This window comes from Mesorhizobium sp. RCAM 06353, from assembly GCF_059683585.1.
In genome coordinates, this window is record NZ_CM185031.1 from 2,321,431 (window position 1) to 2,343,966 (window position 22,536).

General features: G+C 63.8%; 24 protein-coding genes and 1 pseudogene. 13 read left to right on the forward strand and 12 right to left on the reverse strand.

Annotated features, from left to right (window positions below; genetic code table 11):
• Nucleotides 1–79: 79 nt before the first annotated feature.
• The 3 genes from AC56QX_RS10985 (at nt 80) to AC56QX_RS10995 (ending at nt 3,133) form a co-directional block, all read left to right on the forward strand.
• The gene (locus tag AC56QX_RS10985; protein ID WP_497115874.1) at nt 80–613 is read left to right on the forward strand and encodes a DUF934 domain-containing protein; all 534 of its coding nucleotides are present in this window, start codon (nt 80–82) and stop codon (nt 611–613) included.
• Between the two features lie 98 nt (nt 614–711).
• On the forward strand, nt 712–2,319 hold the full coding sequence (locus tag AC56QX_RS10990; protein WP_497115876.1) for a GMC family oxidoreductase: 1,608 nt from the start codon (nt 712–714) through the stop codon (nt 2,317–2,319).
• 193 nt (nt 2,320–2,512) lie between these two features.
• Complete coding sequence (locus AC56QX_RS10995) at nt 2,513–3,133, forward strand: DJ-1/PfpI family protein (protein ID WP_497115878.1); 621 nt, start codon at nt 2,513–2,515, stop codon at nt 3,131–3,133.
• A 60-nt stretch (nt 3,134–3,193) separates the two neighbouring features.
• On the opposite strand, the gene AC56QX_RS11000 is transcribed toward AC56QX_RS10995, so the two are convergent.
• Nucleotides 3,194–4,216, reverse strand: a complete 1,023-nt coding sequence (locus AC56QX_RS11000) for a fatty acid desaturase (RefSeq protein WP_497115879.1) — start codon at nt 4,214–4,216, stop codon at nt 3,194–3,196.
• A gap of 129 nt (nt 4,217–4,345) precedes the next feature.
• Complete coding sequence (locus AC56QX_RS11005; protein WP_497115881.1) at nt 4,346–4,546, reverse strand: hypothetical protein; 201 nt, start codon at nt 4,544–4,546, stop codon at nt 4,346–4,348.
• Nucleotides 4,547–4,782: 236 nt separating this feature from the next.
• Between AC56QX_RS11005 and grpE the strand changes: the two genes are divergently transcribed.
• Together grpE and AC56QX_RS11015 are read left to right on the forward strand one after the other, a co-directional pair.
• Nucleotides 4,783–5,415 (forward strand): nucleotide exchange factor GrpE, encoded by a 633-nt coding sequence (gene grpE / locus AC56QX_RS11010; protein WP_497115882.1) that lies wholly within the window; start codon nt 4,783–4,785, stop codon nt 5,413–5,415.
• A gap of 109 nt (nt 5,416–5,524) precedes the next feature.
• Nucleotides 5,525–6,157: a trimeric intracellular cation channel family protein gene (locus tag AC56QX_RS11015; protein ID WP_202357865.1), complete on the forward strand. Its 633-nt coding sequence runs from the start codon at nt 5,525–5,527 to the stop codon at nt 6,155–6,157.
• A gap of 75 nt (nt 6,158–6,232) precedes the next feature.
• On the opposite strand, the gene olsB is transcribed toward AC56QX_RS11015, so the two are convergent.
• From olsB to AC56QX_RS11045, 6 genes and pseudogenes are all read right to left on the reverse strand, one after another.
• Nucleotides 6,233–7,108, reverse strand: coding sequence for a l-ornithine N(alpha)-acyltransferase (gene olsB, locus AC56QX_RS11020; protein WP_497117728.1), 876 nt, complete (start codon nt 7,106–7,108; stop codon nt 6,233–6,235).
• A gap of 286 nt (nt 7,109–7,394) precedes the next feature.
• A complete protein-coding gene (locus tag AC56QX_RS11025; RefSeq protein ID WP_497115883.1) occupies nt 7,395–9,677 on the reverse strand; it encodes an ATP-binding protein in 2,283 nt (760 codons plus the stop codon).
• Nucleotides 9,678–9,819: 142 nt separating this feature from the next.
• A pseudogene (gene acuI / locus AC56QX_RS11030) lies at nt 9,820–10,810 on the reverse strand (acrylyl-CoA reductase (NADPH)).
• A 54-nt stretch (nt 10,811–10,864) separates the two neighbouring features.
• Nucleotides 10,865–11,347: a signal peptidase II gene (gene lspA, locus AC56QX_RS11035; RefSeq protein WP_497115884.1), complete on the reverse strand. Its 483-nt coding sequence runs from the start codon at nt 11,345–11,347 to the stop codon at nt 10,865–10,867.
• A 13-nt stretch (nt 11,348–11,360) separates the two neighbouring features.
• A complete protein-coding gene (locus tag AC56QX_RS11040) occupies nt 11,361–12,218 on the reverse strand; it encodes a TrmH family RNA methyltransferase (RefSeq protein ID WP_497115886.1) in 858 nt (285 codons plus the stop codon).
• Between the two features lie 17 nt (nt 12,219–12,235).
• Complete coding sequence (locus AC56QX_RS11045) at nt 12,236–13,321, reverse strand: RsmD family RNA methyltransferase (RefSeq protein WP_497115887.1); 1,086 nt, start codon at nt 13,319–13,321, stop codon at nt 12,236–12,238.
• Between the two features lie 327 nt (nt 13,322–13,648).
• Between AC56QX_RS11045 and AC56QX_RS11050 the strand changes: the two genes are divergently transcribed.
• From AC56QX_RS11050 to AC56QX_RS11070, 5 genes are all read left to right on the forward strand, one after another.
• Nucleotides 13,649–14,866 carry an RNA ligase RtcB family protein gene (locus AC56QX_RS11050; RefSeq protein ID WP_497115889.1) on the forward strand — a complete coding sequence of 406 codons (1,218 nt, stop codon included), beginning with the start codon at nt 13,649–13,651 and terminating at the stop codon, nt 14,864–14,866.
• The gene (gene prfH / locus AC56QX_RS11055) at nt 14,853–15,464 is read left to right on the forward strand and encodes a peptide chain release factor H (RefSeq protein WP_497115891.1); all 612 of its coding nucleotides are present in this window, start codon (nt 14,853–14,855) and stop codon (nt 15,462–15,464) included. The genes AC56QX_RS11050 and prfH overlap by 14 nt, the downstream gene beginning before the upstream one ends.
• A gap of 105 nt (nt 15,465–15,569) precedes the next feature.
• Nucleotides 15,570–16,256 carry a helix-turn-helix transcriptional regulator gene (locus AC56QX_RS11060; RefSeq protein ID WP_497115893.1) on the forward strand — a complete coding sequence of 229 codons (687 nt, stop codon included), beginning with the start codon at nt 15,570–15,572 and terminating at the stop codon, nt 16,254–16,256.
• A 77-nt stretch (nt 16,257–16,333) separates the two neighbouring features.
• Entirely contained in the window at nt 16,334–16,714 is a 381-nt protein-coding gene (locus AC56QX_RS11065) for a VOC family protein (protein WP_497115895.1), read from the forward strand.
• Nucleotides 16,711–17,154 (forward strand): EVE domain-containing protein, encoded by a 444-nt coding sequence (locus AC56QX_RS11070; protein WP_497115896.1) that lies wholly within the window; start codon nt 16,711–16,713, stop codon nt 17,152–17,154. Before AC56QX_RS11065 ends, AC56QX_RS11070 begins: the two co-directional genes overlap by 4 nt.
• Here AC56QX_RS11070 and lhpI read toward each other — a convergent pair.
• The 4 genes from lhpI to sppA form a co-directional block, all read right to left on the reverse strand.
• Nucleotides 17,144–18,109, reverse strand: a complete 966-nt coding sequence (gene lhpI / locus AC56QX_RS11075; RefSeq protein ID WP_497115898.1) for a bifunctional Delta(1)-pyrroline-2-carboxylate/Delta(1)-piperideine-2-carboxylate reductase — start codon at nt 18,107–18,109, stop codon at nt 17,144–17,146. The genes AC56QX_RS11070 and lhpI overlap by 11 nt on opposite strands.
• Before the next feature lie 37 nt (nt 18,110–18,146).
• Nucleotides 18,147–18,503 (reverse strand): DUF1049 domain-containing protein, encoded by a 357-nt coding sequence (locus AC56QX_RS11080; protein ID WP_497115900.1) that lies wholly within the window; start codon nt 18,501–18,503, stop codon nt 18,147–18,149.
• Nucleotides 18,504–18,539: 36 nt separating this feature from the next.
• Nucleotides 18,540–18,824 carry an integration host factor subunit beta gene (locus AC56QX_RS11085; protein ID WP_006200394.1) on the reverse strand — a complete coding sequence of 95 codons (285 nt, stop codon included), beginning with the start codon at nt 18,822–18,824 and terminating at the stop codon, nt 18,540–18,542.
• A 79-nt stretch (nt 18,825–18,903) separates the two neighbouring features.
• Entirely contained in the window at nt 18,904–19,860 is a 957-nt protein-coding gene (gene sppA / locus AC56QX_RS11090; RefSeq protein ID WP_497115902.1) for a signal peptide peptidase SppA, read from the reverse strand.
• A 360-nt stretch (nt 19,861–20,220) separates the two neighbouring features.
• On the opposite strand from sppA, the gene lptC reads away from it, so the two are divergent.
• From lptC to lptB, 3 genes are read left to right on the forward strand one after another with little or no spacing between them, the layout of a single operon-like run.
• On the forward strand, nt 20,221–20,934 hold the full coding sequence (gene lptC / locus AC56QX_RS11095) for an LPS export ABC transporter periplasmic protein LptC (protein ID WP_497115904.1): 714 nt from the start codon (nt 20,221–20,223) through the stop codon (nt 20,932–20,934).
• A complete protein-coding gene (locus AC56QX_RS11100) occupies nt 20,921–21,526 on the forward strand; it encodes an LptA/OstA family protein (RefSeq protein ID WP_497115906.1) in 606 nt (201 codons plus the stop codon). Before lptC ends, AC56QX_RS11100 begins: the two co-directional genes overlap by 14 nt.
• On the forward strand, nt 21,526–22,344 hold the full coding sequence (gene lptB / locus AC56QX_RS11105) for an LPS export ABC transporter ATP-binding protein (RefSeq protein WP_027043254.1): 819 nt from the start codon (nt 21,526–21,528) through the stop codon (nt 22,342–22,344). The genes AC56QX_RS11100 and lptB overlap by 1 nt, the downstream gene beginning before the upstream one ends.
• The last annotated feature ends 192 nt before the right edge of the window (nt 22,345–22,536 follow it).

Sequence of the window (22,536 nt, forward strand, 5' to 3'; positions counted from 1 at the left end):
CGGTTCTCGGAACCCATCGTTTTCGACTCGGCCTAACCTGAATCTCAACATACCCCAAGATTTGGGCTTAGGAATTTTTATGACTGAAACGACGATACCGGAGACCCGGCTCTGGACCCCTGAGGGTTTTCGCGAGGACGAGTGGGCTCATGCCGAAAGTGCGGACGCGCTTTCCGGCAATGGCCGCTTCATCCTGCCGCTGCAGGCGTTCCTCGATCTTGATCCGGAGGTGCGCCGGTCCGCCAAGGAGCGGCTCGGCGTGGTGCTGCAGCCCGGCGATCAGCTCGAGAAGATAGCCGACCTGCTCGACCAGCTGTCGCTGGTGGCACTGGTTTTCCCAGCCTTCAGCGACGGCCGCTCCTTCTCCAAGGCTGAACTGCTGCGCAGCCGCTATCATTTCGAAGGTGCCGTTCGCGCCACCGGCCAGGTGCTGGTCGACCCGTTGCCGCATATGCTGCGGCTGGGCTTCGACGAGTTCGAAATTTCCAACCCGGTGCTGTTGAAGCGCCTGGAAGAGGGCCATACCGGCGGGTTGGGGCTTTACTATCAGCCGACCGCCGTGCCCGAGCCAAACGGCCCGAAATATTCCTGGCGGCGCGTTCGCAGCAGCTGACGCTGCGGTAATTGCGAGCGTCTTTACATCGCTTGCGATCAGGCCTTTCCTGAGTTGTCCGGACGGAAATATTCGTCGGATGATCGGGGAGGGTCTTCATGCGCTACGACTATGTCATAGCCGGCGGTGGGTCCGCTGGCTGTGCGCTTGCTTCAAGGCTTTCGGAAGATCCATCCGTCACCGTCTGCCTGATCGAAGCCGGCGGCGAGGGCAGGGATATGCTGATCCGCGCTCCGGCCGGCATCATCGGCATGCTTTCCGGCCGGCCGAAGATCAACAACTGGGCCTTCGAGACGGTGCCGCAGCAAGGTCTTGGCGGCCGCAAGGGCTATCAGCCGCGCGGCAAGGCATTGGGTGGCTCCAGCGCCATCAACGCCATGCTCTATGTCAGGGGCCATCGCGGTGACTATGACGAATGGGCTAATCTCGGCTGTGACGGTTGGTCATGGGACGAGGTGCTGCCCTATTTCCGGCGTGCCGAAAGCAACGAGCGCGGCCCGGACGCCCTGCATGGCGGCGACGGTCCGCTGAAAGTCTCGAACCAGCGTTCGCCCCGGCCGATCGCGAAAGCCTTCATCGAGGCCTGCGCCGAAAACCAGATCCGCATGACGGACGATTTCAACGGGCCGGAGCAGGAGGGCGCCGGCTATTTCCAGGTGACGCAATTTGCCGGCGGCGCGCGCAATGGCGAACGCTGTTCGTCGGCCGCCGCCTATATCCATCCGGTGATGCAGCGGACCAACCTGACCGTCATCACGCGGGCGCACGCCACCGGCATCGTCCTTGACGGCAAGCGCGCCACCGGCATCCGCTACCACACCCGGCAGGGCGAGGCGGTGGCACAGGCGTCGCGCGAGGTGATCCTCTGCGGCGGCGCCTTCGGCTCGCCGCAACTCTTGCTGTTGTCCGGCATCGGCCCGGCCGCCGAACTCGCCATGCACGGCATTCCCGTCGCCCACGAATTGCCGGGTGTCGGCAAGAATTTGCAGGACCATCTCGATTTCATCGTCGGCTGGAAATCTGGGGATACCGACATGCTTGGCATGAGCCCACGCGGGGCGCTGGCTTTCCTCAGGCATATCCTGCAATGGTGGCGGGATGGGACCGGACTGATCGCCTCGCCGGCGGCCGAAAGCGGCGCGTTCGTCAAATCCGATCCGGCGCTCGATCGCCCCGACCTGCAATTGCAGTTCATCATCGGCCTGGTCGAGAACCATGCGCGCACGCTGCACTACGGCTTCGGTTTCTCCTGTCACGTCTGCATCTTGCGGCCGCATTCGCGCGGCGAAGTCGGCCTGGTCAGCGCCGATCCGCTGGCCGCGCCGCGCATCGACCCGCGCTTTCTCCATGACGAGCGCGATGCCGCGCTGCTGCTGAAGGGTGTGAAGCTCACCCGGCAGGTGCTGGCTTCACCGGCGCTGGAGCGTTACCGGCACAAGGAGATGCATATCGCTGGCTTGCCAGGCGATGCCGAGCTGATGAGGCATATCCGCGCCCGCGCCGACACCGTCTATCATCCCGTCGGCTCTTGCCGGATGGGCGTCGACAAGATGGCGGTGGTCGATCCGCAATTGCGGGTCCATGGGCTTGAAGCCTTGCGGGTCGTCGATGCCTCGGTGATGCCGACGCTGATCGGTGGCAACACCAACGCGCCGACCATCATGATCGCCGAAAAGGCGGCGGACATGATCAAGGCGGCCGCCTGACTGTCGCTCTGGTCGAACCAGTGATGCTGTTTTAGTTTGCTACGAGACTCCTTGGACCGTCTTCAGTCGAGAATGACGAAAACTGGTCGTACCAATCGTGCGATTTACACTTTCCCTTTCGCTGTCCTGGCCTTAGGATAGGCCTATTATTTCGCGACCCGAAATAAAGATGGCCACAAGGGAGGAACCGGGAATGGCTGGCAAGAAAATATTGATGCTCGTTGGCGAGTTCAGCGAGGAGTATGAGATTTTCGTCTTTGAACAGGCCATGCATGCCGTCGGCCACACCGTGCACGTCGTCTGTCCGGACAAGAAGGCGGGCGATATCCTGAAGACCTCGCTGCACGACTTCGAAGGCCACCAGACCTACACGGAAAAGCTCGGCCACGACTACATCCTCAACAAGACGTTTTCCGAAGTGGATCCGGCCCAATACGATGCCGTCTACGCGGCGGGCGGGCGCGGGCCCGAATACATCCGCATCGACAAGCGCGTGCAGGCGCTGGTGCGGCATTTCCATGAGGTGGGCAAGCCGATCTTCACCATCTGCCACGGCGTCCAGATCCTGATCGCGGTCGACGGCGTGGTGCGGGGCAGGGAGGTGGCGGCGTTGCACTATTGTGAGCCGGAAGTGACGCTGGCCGGCGGCATCTATATCGACGTCGCACCGACCGGCGCCCATGTCGACGGTAATCTGGTGTCAGCCAAGGGCTGGCCGGGCCTGTCCAACTTCATCCGTGAATGCCTGAAGGTGCTGGGCACCGAGATCCGCCATGGCGAAATCCTGATGCGCGACGAGCGCCAGGCCGCCTGAGCAGGGCGTTTGCTGCGCCGCCGCGCCATGGCGCGGCGGTCGTCGTTTTCCTGAAATTGCCTAGATAGCCGCCCGTGCTTCGCGGAACGACACCAGCTTGCGGCGGTTCTCATCCCACAATGCCAGTTTGACGCAGCGCAGGCTGTCGAGCAGCGTAACGCGGCCGATGCCGCGCAGCTCCGGATAATCCCGCAGCACTTCCTGCAGCCGGTAGCCCGGTACCTTGGCCGAGAGATGATGGACGTGATGGACGCCGATGTTGCCGGTGAACCAGTTCAGCACCGGCGGCAGGTCGTAGTAGGACGAGCCATGCAGGGCGGCATGCTGGAATTCCCAGTCATCATCCTTTGCCCATTCCGTCTCCTCGAACTGGTGCTGGACGTAGAACAGCCAGATGCCGGCCGAACCGGCGAGAATGACGATCGGCAGATGGACGACCAGGAAGGCACCGGGGCCGACGGCCCAGATAAGCAGGGCCGCCGCAACCGCGATGGCGAGATTGGTGGTCATGGACGACACCCATGGCGTCAGGCCGCCGCGCATCATGCCGATGGGCAGCCTTTGCTCGAAGATGAACAGCCAGATCGGCCCCAGGCCGAACATCACCAGCGGATGGCGGTAGAGCCTATAGGCAAGGCGACCGCGCCAGGACAATTGCCGGTATTCGGCAACGGTCAGCGTCCTGATGTCGCCCATGCCGCGCTCGTCGAGATTGCCGGCACTGGCGTGATGCACAGCGTGGGCGCGTCGCCAGCAATCGTAAGGCGTCAGCGTCAGGACGCCGAGCGCACGGCCGATCCAGTCGTCGGCATAGCGGTTGGCGAAGAAGGAGCCATGCCCGCAGTCGTGCTGTATCATGAATATCCGCACCAGGAACCCGGCCGCCGGAAGGATCAGGATCAGCCCCCACCAATGGCCGTAGGCATAGGCCGCTGAGGATAGTGCCCAGAGCGTGGCGAACGGAATGAGGGTGATGGCGAGTTCGATGGCGCTACGTCGCCGGTCCGGCTTCTTGTAGCGCGCCAGAATCTTTAGCCAGGCACGCCTGCTGTTGGCGGCCGCATCAGGGGAAATCATGTTCATCAGGAAGCATAGGCGGGGGTTGTGGCCACCGCAAGGCAACCATCACGCAAAATTACTGTGCGTAATTGTCGCGCGACAGGCGATTCCGAGCTGGTTCTCCGGAGGCCGGGATGGCCCGGCCGGCGCCACCTATCGGCGCCCGCTGCCAAGGCTGTTGCTCTCCGCCCGATCGAGATGGTCAAGCAACTCCCTGAAGCGATTGGGAATGTCGGCTTCGGCACGGAAAGCCGGCAAGGTGCGCAGAAAGCGCGTCATCGCCTCGGCGCCGAACTGGCGCCTGACTTCGGTGGCGAGCTTTTCTCCTTTTTCAGCCTTGTCGCGGGTCATCATTTCAAAATCCTTTGTCGGTTCCGAAACTCCTCCAGTAAGGGAATGGTTCCCGCACCACGCTTCTGTGGCAAGCCAAGGCGGCAAGTACGGTAAAATTTGAATTAAAATCGAAGGAGTGTCATAGGTCCGTTCAGGCCCTCCGAAGGTCCTCCCGGTGGCTTACCCCTTGATTTTTGGCCGCCAAACCTCGATATCGGGCACAAAATCCATACCATTCGAAATGACGGGAAACGGCGATGAGCGACCAGGCAAAAGACGAACGCGCGCCCAGTGAAGTCGAGGCGGCCGAGGCCAATGCCGAGCGCACGGAAGGCAGCATCGACGGCGACTACGAAGCGCTTGTGCGACTGCTGAAGGAAAATGAAGAGCTAAAGGACCGCGCGCTGCGCGTCGCAGCCGAGATGGAGAACCTGCGCCGCCGCACCGCGCGCGACGTGCACGATGCCCGCACCTATGCGGTTGCGAATTTCGCTCGCGACATGCTGTCGGTGTCGGACAATCTGCGCCGGGCGCTGGACGCTATACCCGCCGAGGCCAAGGCGTCGGGCGACGCCGGCTTCAAGGCGCTGATCGAAGGCGTCGACTTGACCGAGCGCGCCATGCTGTCGGCGCTGGAACGGCACGGGGTCAAGAAACTTACTCCCGAAGGCGAGAAGTTCGATCCCAATTTCCACCAGGCGATGTTCGAAGTGCCCAATCCCGATGTCCCGGCCAACACGGTGGTTCAGGTCGTGCAGCCGGGCTATTCGATCGGCGAGCGGGTGCTGCGCCCGGCGATGGTTGGCGTCGCCAAGGGCGGCCCGAAGTTCACCGCCGAGGCGCCGGTCGAGCCGGGGCCGGTGAATGACGAGGCGGAGAGGGATGCGTAGTTAGGGATTAGGCAGCAGGGCAGTAGGAGGAGAGGGGGCGTCCCAACTCTCCCGCTTCGTGTTAAACATACTGCCTTACTGCCCTATTCCCTTACTGCCCTGGCCTTCCATGCATCCCATCGCCCTTCTCGATTATGCCGGCGTCGCCGTTTTTGCGGCGACCGGGGCGTTGGCTGCGTCGCGCAAGCAGCTCGACATTATCGGGTTCCTGTTCCTGGCCAGCGTCACCGGCATTGGCGGCGGCACGTTTCGCGACCTTATCCTCAATGTGCCGGTCTTCTGGGTGGGAAACCGCGACTATGTGCTGATCTGCGCTGTCGTGGCGGTTCTGGTCTTCTTCACCGCGCACCGCGTCGAATCCCGCTACAAGCTGCTGCTGTGGCTCGACGCCATCGGGCTCGCCGCCTTTTCAGTGATGGGCGCGGCGAAGGGGCTGGCAATCACCGGTTCGCCGGTGGTTTCGATCATCACCGGCATGCTGACCGCGACCTTCGGCGGCATATTGCGCGATCTGCTGGCCGGCGAGCCATCGGTGCTGCTGAGGCCGGAGATCTATGTGACGGCCGCTCTGGCGGGCGCCGCGATCTTCACGCTGGGTGACGTCGCCGGATTGCCGCAGATCGTCTCGGGGTTGGCCGGCTTCGTCGTGGCGCTCGCCGTGCGCGGCGGCGCGCTGCGTTTCGGCTGGTCGTTTCCGTCCTACAAGAGCCGGCCGGGACGAAGGCCGGAGGATATTCCGTGAAGAAAGTGAGTAGCGAATAGGGATGACAGTCCGCAGAATTGCGGCACAGCACTCGCTATTCGCTATTCGCTGGCGTCAGGCGGCGAAACGCTGCGCTTCCCCGCCATAGTAGTTGACGTAGCGGGCGCCGATCTCCTTGACCGGCATCACCACGAAGACGTCGACGGTCGAGAATTCGCGGTCGATGACGCAGCCGTCGCCAATGCGGGCGCCGACCCTCAGATAGCCCTTGACCAGAGGCGGCATCGCCGCGATCGCCGCCTTGGCGTTGACCGCCTCGATCGGCATCAGATCCATGGAGCAGTACCGATCGGAAACCGCGCGCACGTCCCAGGCGGAATTGGTACGGCAGTGATGGGCAAGATAGGTGAGTGCCTCCGCGTGAGCGGCCGGCACGGTGCCGTGGAAAGAGGCGCAGCCGGTCATCACGCCGATTTCGTAGTGGTTGATATAGGCCCAGATGCCTTGCCACAGCGCCTCGATGGTGCGCTTCGAGCGGTATTGCGGCAAAACGCAGGAGCGGCCGAGTTCGAGAAAACGCTGGCCGGGGTGACGGGCGATGAGCTTGGTCAGCTCGAACTCGCCTTCGGAATAGAAACCGCCGGCGGTGGCCGCGATTTCTTGCCGCAGCAGGCGATAGGTACCGACGATACGGCGATGTTCGGGGCCGGAAAGCGTCGTATCCAGCACCAGAAGATGATCGCAGAGCGGATCGAACCGATCGGCGTCGCGACGGTCCTGCGCCTGGAACAGGTCCTTCCTGGCGCCAAGCTCGTCGTAAAATACGCGGTAGCGCACTTCCTGCGCGGCCGCGATCTCGGCCTCGTTGCGGGCGAGCCGCACTTCGAGATTGCCGATACGGCCGAGTGCTGCGCCTTTTATGATGGAATCGACGTTACCTCCGGCAAGCAAGGCGCTGCTGGCGTTTGGCCGAGTGTCACATTCCGGCATAACTGTATGCACGAGTGATTCTCCTTCGAGCCATCCCTCTTGGCACGGGGATACGGTGTAGGTGCAACAGGATTGTGACAGTACCGTGATACGGCGTCGCGGGCAATACTTCGTCGGCTGGCGAAAACGGTCAACCGGCTACGTTAGGTGCGGAAATCTGAAGCGCGTCGCGTTTGCACGAACCCAGGCAACGCGCGCCAGGTCCTTGTTTTCATGCATGTCGTCGTCGCAAAGGCGGAGTCACTTTCACTTGAAATGCACTAGCCGCGCGCCGGAAAAAAGCTGCTCAGGCCGCGACCTGGCCCTCGACGGCGCTGACAAGCGCATCGGGGTCGAGCGGCTTGGTGACGAAGCCGCTGGCGCCGTGGGCGAGCACCGTATGGCGGGTTTTTTCCTGGCTGTCGGCCGACAGCACCATGATCGGCACGGGCGCCGCCGATGTTTCCTCTTCATGGCGGCGGATCGCGGCAATGGCGTCCAACCCGTCCATGACCGGCATATGCAGGTCCATCAGCACCACGTCGAAGCGGTGCTTGTGCCCGGCGCTGGTGACGGCCTCGACGGCGGCCTTGCCATTGCCAACCACCTTGACGCGGTGCCCGGCCTTCAACAGCGTGGCGCGAGCCAGCATGGCATTGATGTCGTTGTCTTCGGCGATCAGCACGGACAGGCCCTGCTGCCGGTCGCTTGAGGCGCGAAGTGTCGGAGTGCGGCGCTTTTCCGGCTGCGGCTGGGCAAGGGCCGGCGCATGGCTGGTTAAAAGGACACGCAAAAGTGTCCCCCCACGCACCGGTCGGGCCAGGAAGGTCGCGTAGCCGCTGGCACGGAACTCGCCAAGCATGCCGCGGTCGGTCGGCGCGATCAGCGTGATGGCTTCGCAATCGGAAAAGCCGCTTTGTCGCAACCGCTTGAGCAGCCTCCCGTCACTCTCTTCCATGGCCGCGTCGACCAGCAGCGCGTCGCAGCCCTCGGCCAGGGGGGCGGCCTGCGCCACGGTGGTGGCGATACCGGCTGTGCCGCCATTGGCACGGATGGTGCGGGCGATGGCGTCGGCCTCGACGGCGTTCCTGGACAGGATCACCGCGCGTCTGCCCGCAAGCACGTTCTGCCGGCCCTGCGGCGCCTCCGTGGCCTCCGTGGCCGGGATTTCGAAGACGAATTCCGACCCTTGGCCAAGCCGGCTGGAGACCGAAATCGTGCCGCCCATGGCAGCCACTAGGCGCCTGGAGATGGCAAGTCCCAGCCCCGCCCCGCCATGCGCGCGCGTCGAGGTGCCGTCGGCCTGCTCGAACTCTTCGAAAATCCGCTCCATGTCCTCGTCGCGCAGGCCGGGACCGGTGTCGGTGATGGTGAAGCAGATGCGGTCGCTGCTCTCGGTGCGGGCGCGCGCGATGCTGACCAGCACGCCGCCGCTGTCGGTGAACTTGATGGCGTTGCCGATGAGGTTGAGCAGCACCTGCCTGACCCGGCCCGGATCGGCGGTGATCAGTTGCGGTACATCCGGTTCGACGTGGCAGCCGAGGCCGATATCCTTGGCGAAGGCGCGCGCGGCCAGCAATTCGATGATGTTGTCGGCAATCTCGCGCACCGACATCGGCTGCGGCTCCGGATCGAAGCGGCCGGCCTCGATCTTGGAATAGTCGAGCAGGTCCTCGATCAGGGCGAGCAGGGCGCTGGCCGAGGTCGAGACGGCGCCGACATAGGTTTGCTGTTCCGGCGACAGGCTGGTGTCGGCCAAGAGCCTGGCCATGCCCATGATGCCGTTCATCGGCGTGCGGATTTCATGGCTGACGGTGGCGAGGAAGCGCGACTTGGCCTGGCTTGCGTACTCGGCCCGCTCGCGCGCGGTGATCAGGGAGGATTCAGCGCGCTTGCGGGCCGTGATATCGCGGGCGATAGCGCGATGCGAAACCGCGCCGCTATCCTTGTCGCGCACCGACAGTTCGATCCAGGAGAACCAGCGCGGGCCGCTCGGCGTGCGGATGGCGACGTCGGTGGAACTCAGGCACTCATGGTCGGAAAAGGCGGCGTCGGGCACGATGCCGACCTCGATGCCAAGTTCGGCAAGGGTCTTGCCGGCAAGGTCGCGCTGATCGGTTTCGACCAGATCGGCGAACACCTTGTTGGCATAGACGATGTAGCCGTCGCGGTCGCGGTGGATGACGAGATCACCAAGCGCGTCGATGAGGCCGCGAAAGCGCTCCTCGCTTTCCTGCATTTCCCACATGCGGTCGGCGAGCGTCTCGATCTCGGCGCGGCTGCGGGCGGTGGTCTCGTCCAGCAGCACCACGGTGCGGTGGACGCTGCGTCTGGCATGCAGATGCATTCCGAGGCCGGCGAGGCCGGTTGCCAGCAATGCGAGGCTGATGAAGATCGGCGCCCCGGTCAGATGCGCGAGGCCCGCCAGTACGATGATGGCAACGAAGGTCAGCAGCGGCAGGCTTTCCCGCCTAGCCAATCGCTGCTCGGGCACCAGCGGCGGCGCGGCGATAAACCGCCGCGCCGATGCAGCAAACGCATCGACCTCGTCGCCTTTGTCCACCTGCTGGCTGTCGGATTCCGCGATCATGCGAAATCCTTGCCAGACAGAGATTATGGAAAATTGCGGCGGATCGTTCGAATTTTAGCGGATAGGGCGTTTTTGTCCCGGCAGCGACGGATTCGCCACTGAGTTGGCGATCCGTCCGCTGCCCGCGACCCGCTCGGCGGGTTTACATGTCGACGACGACGCGTCCGCGGATCTTGCCGTCGACGATGTCGCGCGCGGCATCGATGATGCCGTCGAAGCCGATGGTCGTGGACAGGCTGGCGAGCTTCTGCAGGTCGAGATCGGCGCGAATGCGCCGCCAGGCCTCGAGGCGCACGGCCTTCGGCGCCATCACCGAATCGACGCCAAGCAGCGAGACGCCGCGCAGGATGAAGGGGGCCACGCTCGACGGCAGATCCATGCCGCCGGCGAGGCCGCAAGCCGCGACCGCGCCGCCATAGGAGGTCATCGACAGCACATTGGCCAGCGTGTGGCTGCCGACCGAGATCGATGCCGCCGGCCCAGCGTTCCTTGGCCAGCGGCTTGGCAGGCTGGTTGAGCTCATCGCGCGAGATCACCTCGGCTGCGCCGAGGTTAATCAAATAAGGACTTTCGGCATTGCGGCCGGTCGAAGCAATGACGTGGTAACCGAGGCTGGACAGGATGGAGACCGCGATCGAACCGACGCCGCCGGCAGCACCCGTCACCACCACCGGACCGCGGTCGGGCAGGATGCCGTGCCGCTCCAGCGCCATGACGCAGAGCATGGCAGTGTAGCCCGCGGTGCCGACCGACATCGCGTCATGCGCGCTGATGCCTTCCGGCAGCGGCACCAGCCAGTCGCCCTTGACGCGGGCGCGCCCGGCATAGGCGCCGAAATGCGTTTCGCCGACGCCCCAGCCGTTCAAGATGACCTTGTCTCCCTTGCGCCAATCGGGATTGGAGGACGAGATCACCGTGCCGGCGAAGTCGATGCCCGGCACCAGCGGCCAGCGGCGGACCACCGGCGCCTTGCCGGTAATGGCCAGCCCATCCTTGTAGTTCACCGTCGTCGCCTCGACCGCGACGGTGACGTCGCCTTCCATCAGGTCGGCGTCGGTGAGATCCGTCACGGCCACCGATTGCTTCTTGTCGGCATCGCGCGAGACGAGGATGGCTTTGAAGGTTTCGGACATCTTTTTCTCCGCGAGCTTGCTCGGTGTGGACTGTGCGGCGATGGCCGCCTGCGGTCAATCTTTCGAAGGCGTGGGCTCGCGCCGCCAGCCGATGAGTTCCTCGAAGACGACCAGCGCCGCGCCCACGGAAATGAAGGCGTCGGCGAGATTGAAGACGGCAAAGGACCAGACCGGCGTGTGGAACAGGATGTAGTCGATGACGTGGCCGTAGACGGCGCGGTCGATCAGATTGCCCAGCGCGCCGCCGATGATCAGGGCAAAGCCGGTGCGGGCGATGACATGGGCCGATGGCGTGCGGGTGGCGAGATAGAGCACGAAAGCGACGACCAGCACGGCGATGACCACCAGGCCGGTGTCGCCGAAGGAGGAGAACATCGAGAAGGCGATGCCGGTGTTGTAGGTGCGAAACAGCGCCAGGAACGGCACCAGATCGAGCTTTTCCTGGAAGGGCAGGCCGGCCTCGACCAGGTGCTTTATCCACTGATCAAGCGCGATGGCCGCGACGACGAGCAGCGCGTAGGGGGACCATGATCTCACGGGCGGGCAACCTTCATTGCTGGTCGGCGATGGGTTCGAGCTTCAGCGCGCCGCGCCGGATCTCGAACAGCATGATGCCGGTGGCGACGGCGAGATTGAGCGAATCGGCGCGGCCGGCTTGCGGAATCCTGAGCAACCTGTCGCAACTCGCCGCCAGGCTTTCGGGCAGGCCTTGCTGCTCATTGCCCATCATCAGTAGCACCGGACCACGGGAAAAATCGACCGAGCGGTAGTCGACGGCGCCTTTCAGATGCGTGCCGGCGACGAGGCCCGAAAAGCCGCCGCGCCAGGCAAGGAAAGCTTCGGTCGTCGCCTTGGCCACCGGCACGGCGAAGATGGAACCCATCGTGGCGCGCACCGTCTCCACCGAAAAAGGATCGGTGGTGTCGCCGACCAGGATGACGCCCTTGGCGCCGACGGCATCGACGGTGCGGATGACGGTGCCGAGATTGCCGGGATCGCGTACCCGGTCGAGCGCCACCCAGACATCGCCATTGTCGGCACGGATGTCCCTCAGGGCCAGGAATCTCTGCGAGAAGACGCCGACCACCATTTGCGGATTGTCGCGGCGGGTGATGGCGACAAGCACTTTTTCCGACACTTCGAGCACCGTGCCGCCGGCGGCGACCGTGCGCGCCGCGACCCTTTCGACCGCCGCATTGCCGCGCCCGGCCTTGGCGAACACAAGCGTCCTGATCTGCCAGCCCAAGTCGAGCGCATCGATGACCAGCTTCAGCCCCTCGGCCATGAAGGCGTTCTGCTGGTCGCGGAATTTCTTCAGCGCAAGCGCCTTGATGTCCTTGATCAGCGGATTGGCGAGGCTGGTGACTTCCTTCACCTGGCCGGGTGCACCGACGTGCCGTTCGTTCATTCAGGACTCCGGGGCATTCAGGCCACCCAACGCGAAAACAGTGAGGTCGAAAGCGCCCTGCCGGCGGACTTTTCGCGGATGATCAGCTCACCCGATTCGACCCTGCCGCCCATGCCGGCAAAGGTGTCGCGCATCAGAGCGTGGATGGCGAAGAAGGAGGCGCGGATCGAATAGGCGGTCAGCACCACGGCAAGCGGTTTCGGCGTCAGGATCGCCCGGCACAGGTCGGTGAGAGCCGGCAGGTCCTCGAACAATTGCCAGACCTCGCCCTTGGGGCCGCGGCCATAGGCCGGCGGGTCGAACAGGATGATGTCGTAGCGACTGCCGCGGCGCTCTTCGCGCTCTGCGAATTTCACCGCGTCGTCGACGATCCAGCGGATCGGCTTGCTGCCCAGCCCGGCCATCTCCTGGTTTTCACGCGCCCAGCCGATCGCCTTCTTCGAGGCATCCACATGGGTGACCTCGGCGCCCGCGCGGGCCGCCACCAGCGAGGCGAGGCCGGTATAGCCGAACAGGTTCAGCACCTTGACCGGCCGTCTGGCCGCCGCGATCAGCCCGGCCACATGGTCCCAGTGCGAGGCCTGTTCGGGAAAGACGCCGACATGGCGAAACGAGGTGAAACGGCCGAGATAGTCGATGCCGTCATGCTTCATCGGCCAGGTCTCGCCGAGCGGCGTTTTCGGAAAACGCCAGCGGCCGATGCCTTCCTCGTCAGTGTCACCGGTGAAGATGGCGTCGGCACGCTCCCAGTCCTTCGCCGGCAAGGCCTTCTGCCAGATCGCCTGGCCCTCGGGCCGCACGATGCGGTAGGGGCCGTATTGTTCGAGTTTTTCGCCGGCGCCGCTGTCGAGCAGCGCGTAATCGGCGTTGGGTGCTACTTCGAGGATTACCGGAAGTTGTTCAGCGGGCAGCGTCCCTTCGCGGCGGGCGAGGATGCGCGGTGCGGATTTGGGTTCGGTGCGATCGTCGGTTCTGGTCTCATGCCGCTCGCGCGGCCTGGCGTCCGGTCGTGCGGCGCCACGCGTCTCGTGCGGACGCACCTCTCCGGTTCCGCCTTTCGCGGGCGGGCGGCTGTCGCGGCGTTTGTCGCGAAAAGACTTCAAGCGGGAGCATCTCCGAGCGGCGTGCCGCTTTTGGCATGAGGACAGCGGCGGTGCAACAAGCGATGGCTTGCAGCTCGATTGGTACAGAGTGCAAGGCCGGGCCTTGAAAGCCGTGCGGTGGTGTTGCGGCAGCGCACTTGGTTTTTTCGCGCGCTTCGTTTATGAGGCCGCATTGTTGTTTCTGGAATGGGAGCGAAAGATGACGAGCATCTTCACCGCGCACCCCTCGAGGGTTCCGGCGTAAGCCAGTATTTTGCTGACTGACGCCGGTCGAACGGATGCCTGACGGCGTCCGGTTTGTGACCTTTATCCAGAAGTGTTCTTATCATGGGCAATTTTATCGGAGGCCTCGGCCTCCCTTCGTCGTGCGTCGCGCCTGCTGCGCACATCCAGCATTGTTTTTCGCCGCAGACATGGATCGAGGGCGCGGCACTTCAGCAACTGAAAACCGTCGCGGCGTTGCCCGGCGTCACCTCGGTTGCGGCCTTTCCGGACCTGCATCCCGGCAAATACGGCCCGACCGGCATTGCCGTGCTGTCGGAGCGGCTGCACCCGCAACTGATCGGCAACGACATTGGCTGCGGCATGTCGCTGTTCGAGCTCGATCTACCATTGCGCAAACTCAGGATCGACAAGACCGTCGAGAGCCTGCGCCAGATCGAAGCCGAAGATGTCGACCCGCATGCGGCGCTTGCTGCCTCGGATCTGCCAGCGAATCTCTTTCCGGAAGTGCTGGGCACGATCGGCGGCGGCAACCATTTCTGCGAGCTGCAGGCGGTCGACCAGGCCGATGCGGCCGGCGAAGGCCTGTTCGACCGCCAGAAGCTCTATCTCCTGGTGCATTCCGGCTCGCGCGGGCTTGGTGCCTTTGTCTTCGGGCAGATGCTCGACCTCCAGTCCGCGGTCACGACCGGGCTCGATCCGGAGTCCGCGGAGGGCAAGAACTGGCGTCGCCAGCATGACCTTTGCGTCACCTGGGCATCGCTCAACCGCCGACTGATCGCCGAGCGTGCGGCAAGCGCCCTGCGCAGCGACGTCCGGCTGGTGGCAGATGTGCCGCACAACCTTGTCCGCGATCGGGTCGATGGTTTCGTCCATCACAAGGGCTCGGCCGCGGTGCGGGCGGGAGATTTGGCACCGATCGCCGGTTCGCGCGCCAGCCTGAGCTATGTGGTGCGGGCACTCGACGGGACGGGTCCGTCGCTGGGCGGCATTTCGCATGGCGCCGGCCGCAAATACGACCGTGCCACCATGCACGGCCGTGCCGGGCGCACCAGGTCGGAACGCGACGCCTTGCTCAGAAATGCATGGGGCGGACAGTTGATCTGCGACGACCGCAACCTGGTCATCGAGGAAGCCGCTTCCGCCTACAAGGATGCCGGGCAGGTGGTGCAAGACCTTGCCGATGCCGGCCTGGTCGTGACGCTTGCGGCGATGAAACCGCTGGTGACCTACAAGAAGGCGATGGAGGGTCCGCCCGACCGGACACGCAAGAAGCCATCTCGCGACCGTATGGCAAGGAGGGCGAACCATGGCCGCGATTGACATGCTCGTCACCTCAGGCAACGGACCGGTCGAATGCCGCATCGCCTTGATGGCGCTTGTGGCGATCATCGAGAAGGAAGCCGGAAGGGTTGGCTGTACGGTCGAGGTCGCGTTTGGCCACCGACCGGACCGGCATGGCGCCAAATCCGCCGTGCTCAGCCTCGAGGGCAGCAATGCCGAAGCATTCGCGCAGGACTATTGCGGCACCGTCAAGTTCGTCTTCAAGAGCCCGGTGCGTGCGGGCCACAAGCGGCAGAATTGGTTCGTCGGTGTGCAGGTGGTGGATCTGACGGATGCCGTTGCCGTTTCGATCGCACCGTCCGATGTCCGATTCGAAACCTTGCGGGCTGGTGGTCCCGGCGGACAGCACCAGAACACCACCGACAGTGCGGTGCGGGCCGTCCATCTGCCGACCGGCATTGTTGTCACGGCGCGCAACGAGCGCTCGCAACACCGCAACAAGGCCATCGCGCTGCGCCGGCTGGAAGCGATGCTGCGGGTTCTTGCCGATCGCGAGGTTGAAATGTCGAAGACGCAGATGTTCGTGGCCAACAAGGCCTTGGAACGTGGCAACGAGGTCAAGGTGTTCCACCTCTGACCTCTGGGCGAATGGCGCGGCGGTGTCGCTGGATGGGAAACCATCCTGGCTTCCTGCCGCGCCCATGCGGTTCTATCGTGGACCTGGTCCCTAGTCCCGAGAATCATGTCCCGCTCCGAACGCCTGCTCGACCTCATCCAGTGCCTGCGCCGGCATCGCCGGCCGGTGAGCGGACATGTGCTGGCCGATGAGCTTGGGATTTCGATCCGCACACTCTACCGCGACATCGCCACGCTGCAGTGGCAAGGCGCGCCGATCGAGGGCGAGGCGGGTCTGGGCTATGTGCTGAAGCCCGGCTTCATGCTGCCGCCACTGATGTTCAGCGATGAGGAGATCGAGGCCATCGTGCTGGGATCGCGCTGGGTCGCCAAGCAGCCGGACCAGCGCCTGTCGGCCGCCGCCGCCAACGCGCTGGCCAAGATCGCGGCCGTGCTGCCGGACGATCTGCGCGAGGATCTCGATGCCTCGACGCTGCTGGTCGGGCCGCCGGCGCATGCCATCGAGGGCATCGATCTGGGCACCGTGCGGCAGGCCATCCGCAACGAACGCAAGCTCGGTTTTCTCTACCACGACGCCGGGGGTGCTGCTTCGCAACGTGTCGTCTGGCCGTTCGCGCTCGGTTTCTTCGACAAGGTGCGGGTGGTGGTGGCGTGGTGCGAGATGCGGCAGGACTTCCGCCATTTTCGCGCCGATCGCATATCCGGCCTCGACGCAACCGATACGCGCTATCCCCGTCGGCGCCAGGTGCTGCTCAAGGAATGGCGGGCGACGCTCGACAAGCCGCGGGGGTGATGACGGCTACTGCCAGAATCTGACAGTAGCCTATTCTAGATTCAGTACATCGAAACGCTGAACTTTGGAGAGCACACGTGACTATGCCGAATTTCGTCATCCTCTATGTCGACCAGCCGCTGCAGAGCGGCGCCTTCTACAGCGCGCTGCTGGGGCGCGAGCCGGTCGAAAGCGCGCCGACCTTCGTGCTGTTCGTGCTCGACAACGGCTTCAAGCTCGGCCTCTGGTCGCGCCATACGGTCGAGCCGGCGGCGACCGCATCCGGAGGCGGCGCCGAGATCGTGTTCGCGCTGGAGACGCCTGACGCCGTCGATGCCACCCATGCCGACTGGTCGGGACGCGGGTTGAAGATCCTGCAGGCGCCGACCGACTTGGATTTCGGCCGCACCTTCGTTGCGCTCGATCCCGACAATCACCGCCTGCGTGTCTACTGGCTGTCCGATGGGGAACAGAAATGAGCGCGTATTGGATCGCGGTTGCGTCGGCCGAGCATGTCCGGCGCGGTCGGGCAGCCGGCTTCATGCAGGTCAACCACGGCAAGGCGGCGCCGCTGCGCCGCGTCAAGCCTGGCGACGGCATCATCTATTATTCGCCGACCACAATTTTGGGCGAAAAGGATGGCCTGCAGGCTTTCACGGCAATCGGCACTGTGCGGGAAGGCGAGCCCTATCAAGGCGAGATGGGCGGCGGCTTCATGCCCTTTCGCCGCGACGTTGAGTGGATGGCGGCTGAAGAAGCGCCGATCAAGCCACTGCTCGACCGGCTGGATTTCACAGCCGGCAAGTCGAACTGGGGGTATCAGCTTCGCTTCGGTCTTTTCGAAATCAACGATCACGATTTTCGCCTGATCGCCGAGGCGATGGGCGCTGCGAAGACGCTTGCAGAGGCTACGGCTTGAGCGCCTTGTAGACGGCGATGCCGGCGGCAAGGTCCTCGAGAGCCGCGCCAACCGACTTGAACAGCGTGATCTCATCGGCGCTCGCGCGGCCCTTCTTCTGGCCGCGCGCCAGTTCATGCAGGTCGGCGAGGATGGCTTCCGGCTTCAGCACGCCCGACGCAAGCGGTATGACGATGTCGCCGGCCTCCTTGGTGGCGCCGGCGCGGGTGTCGACATAGACGCTGGCGCGCGCGATCGCATCGTCGTCGCTTTCGCGCATGGTCGGCGTGAAAGCGCCGACCATGTCGACATGAGCCCCCGGCTTCAGCAGCGCGCCCTTGATCAGCGGCTTGGTGGCGATCGTTGCCGAGGAGATGATGTCGGCCTCGGCAAGTTCGGCATCGAGATCGCTTGTAGCACTTGCCGCGAAGCCATCGGCGCGCAGATCGGCCGCGACCTTCTCGGCATTGGCCAGCGTCCGGTTCCAGATGCGGATGGTCTTGATCGGCCGCACGGCTGAATGCGCTTTGGCGAGAAAGGGTGACAGTGCGCCGGCGCCGATCACCAGCAGCCTGGAGGCGTCCTCGCGTGCCAGATAGGAAGCCGCCAACGCCGAGGCGCAGGCGGTGCGCCACTGCGTCAGCCGCTGGCCGTCGATCAGGGCTTCCGGTTCGCCGGTGGCGCCGTTGAGCAGGAGATAGAGCCCCATCACTGCCGGCTTGCCGATGGCGTTGTTGTCGGGCGAGACAGTGACGATCTTGACGCCGATATAACCGCCGGAAGATGTGCCGGCAGCGTTGAAATCGGTCCATGCCGGCATCAACAGCAGGGTCGAGGCTGCACCATCGGGCCGTTCGACCGCGTGATGATGCCTGACCGGTTGCACCGCGACGTCGCGGAAAGCCGTGCGCAGCGTCTCGACCAGTCCAGGAAAGGTCAGCGCATGATCGACCTCGGCGGCCGAAATGGTCAGCATGGAAAGCTCCGTGGAAACAAAGCCGCCGGCCGGCGGCTCAATTGGTCGGCTTCGGCAGCGCGGACCCTTGGGCCGATCCCTGGACCGGTCCCTGCGGTGCCGACGGCGCGCGGCTGACCGCCTGGCGCAGGTTTTCGGCCTCGACGCCACGCTGGCGCGCCAACTTGCGGTAGCGGCCCTGCTTGACCCAGGTTGCCAGGCTGCCGACGATCATGCCGATGGCGACCGCCAGGAACAGGAAGATGAACAGCGGCAAGGTGAGCGTCAGCTTCGGATTGCCGGGATTGAACGGGTCCAGCGTGAAGGCGACGAGTTCGCGATTGGCGACGGCCAAGGCAATCAGAATGATCGCCAGGGGCACGAAGACCACGATGAGCATGAAACGATTGAGCATTATGTTTTCCGTCGGAAGCTGGCGCTGAAGCCGCGCTTACTTGCCGCCGTTCAGCCTTTCGCGCAGTTCCTTGCCGGTCTTGAAGAACGGCACCCATTTCTCCTCGACCTCGACGGATTCGCCGGTGCGCGGGTTGCGGCCGGTGCGGGCAGGGCGGTTTTTCACCGAAAAAGCACCGAAGCCGCGCAACTCGACCCGGTTGCCTTCGGCAAGGGCGTCGGTGATCTCGTCGAAGATCGCGCCGACAATGTTTTCGACGTCGCGCAAGAAAAGATGCGGATTGCGCGTGGCAATAATCTGCACAAGTTCGGACTTGATCATCAGACGGGTCCCCGTGAAAGCAGTGCGGTCGAAATTATGAGGATGATTTTATTGGCTTTTTAGCTGTCCCAAACCGCGCTCAAGGGTGCCAGACGGAAACGAGGCCGTCAAGAAACAAGCGGTCGGCGCCAAGTTCGTGGATGACATCGCTGCTGGAGTCCGGCAGGCCGAGTGCGCTGCCGGCCATTTTCACCATGGCTTTTGACCACAGGAAGCTGCCGCGCCGGTCGGTGTCCTTCCATTCGACCACCTTGAGCTTGGCATCGACACCCTTGGTCGCGAGCCAGTCGACCGCCTCGGTCTCTCCGCCGACGGCATCGATCAGGCCGTTGGCGACACCCTGGCGGCCGGTGAAGATCGACCCGTCGGCAAGCGCCAGTGCCTGCTCGTGGGTCATCTTGCGGCGTTCGGCGACGATGCCGACGAACCAGTCGTAGCTGTCGAGGATAAGCTTGCGGACCATGGCGCGCTCGTCGTCATTGGTCGGCTTGAAGGGAGAGGGCGAGGCCTTGAGCGGCGAGGATTTCACCTCCTCCAGCTTGACGCCGAGCTTGTCCATCAGGCCGCTGACGTCAGGATACTGGATCAGCACGCCGATCGAGCCGACGATCGAGGTCTTGCGGGCGACAATGTGGTCGGCAGCACTGGCGATCATATAGCCCGCCGATGCGGCGAGCGTGCCGACTTCGGCCACGACCGGCTTGTCGGCGGCCACCTTGCGCACTTCCTCGTAGATCGATTCACCGCCGACAGTGGTGCCGCCGGGTGAATCGATCGCCAGGATGACGCCTTTCACCTTCGAGGACTTGCGGATGTCCTCCAGGCGCTTGATCAGTTCCTCGTCCTCGGTGATCGTGCCTTCGATCCTGACCTTGGCGATGTGGTCGACAGTCGAGCCGCCGAGATCGTCGCGATAGAACCAGGCCGACAGCGCAATCACCCCGATTGCGACGATGCCGATGGCCGCAACACGCCAGAATGTCAGCTTGCGCCGCAAACGGCGGCGGTCGATCAGGTCGTCGGCTCTCAATGCCATGGTCAGCCTCACAGTCGGCGGGAACGGACGCTTTTAGACCATGATGTCCTCAGCGGGAAGCAGTTCCGTCTTCCATATGGCGCGGCAATCCGCCCAAGGCGATCCCAACGCTGTCAGTTTTGTGACTGGCCTGCGCAAGGGACGCAAGGTAAGGGGGAGAAACGGCGGCGATGAAAAAACGGCGCAGGCGCGTCCGTTTCTGCTATGAAGTACCGGCTGTTGTGCTGACCTCGTTTTCGTTTGTACAACGTCAGTTGTCACATTTTTGCGGTTTTCGTGGGCTTGTGCTTGCTTGAGGGCACCGGCCCCCCACCTATAGGCGGTGCTCCCTGGCGGGCAGGGGTTTAGAAGAAAGCAGTCATGTTAGCGCGATCGAATGAACCGACCAGCCCCGAGACGGAGTTGGCTCCCCCGGCGGATGGCTGGACGCGGGGCGATGCGTTCGACCGCGCCCAGCGTCATTCGCGCCGCGTGCGCGTGCTCAAATTCGCCGTGCCCTTGGCCGCGGCGCTGATCGCCGTCGCCTTCCCGGTCTACTCCTATCTCGCCGCACCCGTCTCCGTCGCGGTGCAGGCGGAAGGCACCGCCTTTTCCAACGGCAAGCTGGTGATGGCCAATCCCAAGCTCAACGGTTTCACCAAGCAGAAGCAGCCCTATTCGATGACAGCCCTGCGGGCGATACAGGATGTCGCCACGCAAGGCATCATCGAGCTCGAAGGCATAGACGCCAAGGTACCGGTCGGGCCGGACAATGTCGCTGCGATCAAAGCCTCGCGCGGGACCTACGATCGCGACGGCAATACGATGAAGATGACCAGCGACGTCGTGATCACCACGACCGACGGCATGCAAGCCAAGTTCAAATCGGTCTTCCTCGACATGGGCAAAGGCACTATGAAGACGGATGATCCCGTCGATGTCAGTCGTGGCGGGTCGCAGATCACAGCGGATTCCCTGTCGGTCCAGGACAATGGCAAGGTCCTGGTGTTCGAGAAACGGGTGCGCGTCAACATCGATCCCGCCGCTCTGAAGGCGGCTGAGGCAAAGGGCGAAGAAGCGAATGTGGCTCAATAGTTCGATACGGCTTGCGGCCGCGACGTCAGCGCTGATCCTGCTGGGGCTGGCGCCGTCGCTGGCACAGTCCGGTGCCGCCAGTCAGGTATCAGGCCTGAAACTGGCAGGTGACAAGCCGATTCAGATCGAAAGCGACAAGCTCGAAGTCCGGCAGGCCGAAAATGTCGCCATCTTCACGGGCAATGTCACCGTCGTCCAGGGGCCGACACTGATGAAGGCCGGCAAGATGATGGTCTATTACATCAAGGATCCGAATGCCGCGGCCAAGGGCACGGAAGCCGCGGGCGCGGCGATGACCGGCTCGGCCAACATCGACCATCTCGAGATCTCCGACAAGGTCTACATCAAGTCGGATCAGCAGGTCGCGACCGGCGATCAGGGCAGCTTCGATATGAAGAGCCAGGTGCTGGTGCTTTCGGGCAAGAAGGTCGTCCTGTCGCAAAACGACAACGTCCTGGTCGGCTGCAAGCTGACCGTGCAGATGAAAAGCGGGCTTGCCCAGGTCGATCCATGCGCTGGGCAGCGTGTCCAGATGTCGATCACGCCGCCGCCGAAATCGGATGCGCCGCAATCGGGAGCGACGAACCCCTGATGGCCAGCCTGTCATCGCTGACGGCGCGTCTTCCGGGACGAGCCGCAAGCAAGATTTCGGCTCCGGCCACGATCACCGTCGACAAGGCGAAGTTCAAGGGAACCTTGATCGCCAAGGGCCTGACCAAGAGCTACAAGGGCCGCAAGGTCGTCAGTGGCGTCACGCTGGGCGTGCGTGCCGGCGAGGCCGTCGGGCTGCTCGGGCCCAACGGCGCCGGCAAGACGACGTGTTTCTACATGGTCACTGGCCTGGTGCCGGTGGATGAAGGCACAATCGAGATCGACGGCTTCGACGTCACGTCGATGCCGATGTATCGTCGCGCGCGCCTCGGCATCGGCTATCTGCCGCAGGAGGCGTCGATCTTCCGCGGCCTCAACGTCGAGCAGAATATCCGCGCCGTGCTCGAAGTGGTCGAAAAGGACCGCAAGGTGCGCGAGCGCAATCTCGACGAACTGCTCGAGGAATTCCACATCAGCCATCTGCGCAAGGCGCCATCCATGTCGCTCTCCGGCGGCGAGCGACGGCGCCTGGAGATTGCGCGCGCGCTGGCGACGCGCCCGGCCTACATGCTGCTCGACGAGCCCTTTGCCGGCATCGATCCGATCGCCGTCGCCGATATCCAGCAACTGGTGCGCCATCTGACGGCACGCGGCATCGGCGTCCTCATCACCGACCACAATGTGCGCGAGACGCTCGGGCTGATCGACCGCGCCTACATCATCCATGCCGGCCAGGTGCTGACCCATGGCCGCGCCGACGAAGTGGTGGCGAACCCGGATGTGCGGCGGCTTTACCTCGGCGAGGGTTTTACGCTCTGAGCGGTTCGCCGTTTCACGGAAATGCCAAATCGCTCGATCGTCCTGGAATCGCTCTGAGCGTGAAATTTGTTTCCTGACACGATTTTTTACGCTTTGCGGCCTGATTTTCGGCGATTTTGCTCCGGGATAACGCTCCGGTAAGTGGCTTTTGCTAGGCTTTGCCTTGACAAGCAAAAGCCGGGCCAGTTTCTA

Coding starts and splice junctions, on each gene's coding strand:
- AC56QX_RS10985 (WP_497115874.1), top strand. CDS start 80: ATGACTGAAACGACGATACCGGAGACCCGGCTCTGGACCCCTGAGGGT.
- AC56QX_RS10990 (WP_497115876.1), top strand. CDS start 712: ATGCGCTACGACTATGTCATAGCCGGCGGTGGGTCCGCTGGCTGTGCG.
- AC56QX_RS10995 (WP_497115878.1), top strand. CDS start 2,513: ATGGCTGGCAAGAAAATATTGATGCTCGTTGGCGAGTTCAGCGAGGAG.
- AC56QX_RS11000 (WP_497115879.1), bottom strand. CDS start 4,216: ATGAACATGATTTCCCCTGATGCGGCCGCCAACAGCAGGCGTGCCTGG.
- AC56QX_RS11005 (WP_497115881.1), bottom strand. CDS start 4,546: ATGATGACCCGCGACAAGGCTGAAAAAGGAGAAAAGCTCGCCACCGAA.
- grpE (WP_497115882.1), top strand. CDS start 4,783: ATGAGCGACCAGGCAAAAGACGAACGCGCGCCCAGTGAAGTCGAGGCG.
- AC56QX_RS11015 (WP_202357865.1), top strand. CDS start 5,525: ATGCATCCCATCGCCCTTCTCGATTATGCCGGCGTCGCCGTTTTTGCG.
- olsB (WP_497117728.1), bottom strand. CDS start 7,108: ATGCCGGAATGTGACACTCGGCCAAACGCCAGCAGCGCCTTGCTTGCC.
- AC56QX_RS11025 (WP_497115883.1), bottom strand. CDS start 9,677: ATGATCGCGGAATCCGACAGCCAGCAGGTGGACAAAGGCGACGAGGTC.
- AC56QX_RS11040 (WP_497115886.1), bottom strand. CDS start 12,218: ATGAACGAACGGCACGTCGGTGCACCCGGCCAGGTGAAGGAAGTCACC.
- AC56QX_RS11050 (WP_497115889.1), top strand. CDS start 13,649: ATGGGCAATTTTATCGGAGGCCTCGGCCTCCCTTCGTCGTGCGTCGCG.
- prfH (WP_497115891.1), top strand. CDS start 14,853: ATGGCCGCGATTGACATGCTCGTCACCTCAGGCAACGGACCGGTCGAA.
- AC56QX_RS11060 (WP_497115893.1), top strand. CDS start 15,570: ATGTCCCGCTCCGAACGCCTGCTCGACCTCATCCAGTGCCTGCGCCGG.
- AC56QX_RS11070 (WP_497115896.1), top strand. CDS start 16,711: ATGAGCGCGTATTGGATCGCGGTTGCGTCGGCCGAGCATGTCCGGCGC.
- lhpI (WP_497115898.1), bottom strand. CDS start 18,109: ATGCTGACCATTTCGGCCGCCGAGGTCGATCATGCGCTGACCTTTCCT.
- AC56QX_RS11080 (WP_497115900.1), bottom strand. CDS start 18,503: ATGCTCAATCGTTTCATGCTCATCGTGGTCTTCGTGCCCCTGGCGATC.
- AC56QX_RS11085 (WP_006200394.1), bottom strand. CDS start 18,824: ATGATCAAGTCCGAACTTGTGCAGATTATTGCCACGCGCAATCCGCAT.
- sppA (WP_497115902.1), bottom strand. CDS start 19,860: ATGGCATTGAGAGCCGACGACCTGATCGACCGCCGCCGTTTGCGGCGC.
- lptC (WP_497115904.1), top strand. CDS start 20,221: ATGTTAGCGCGATCGAATGAACCGACCAGCCCCGAGACGGAGTTGGCT.
- AC56QX_RS11100 (WP_497115906.1), top strand. CDS start 20,921: ATGTGGCTCAATAGTTCGATACGGCTTGCGGCCGCGACGTCAGCGCTG.
- lptB (WP_027043254.1), top strand. CDS start 21,526: ATGGCCAGCCTGTCATCGCTGACGGCGCGTCTTCCGGGACGAGCCGCA.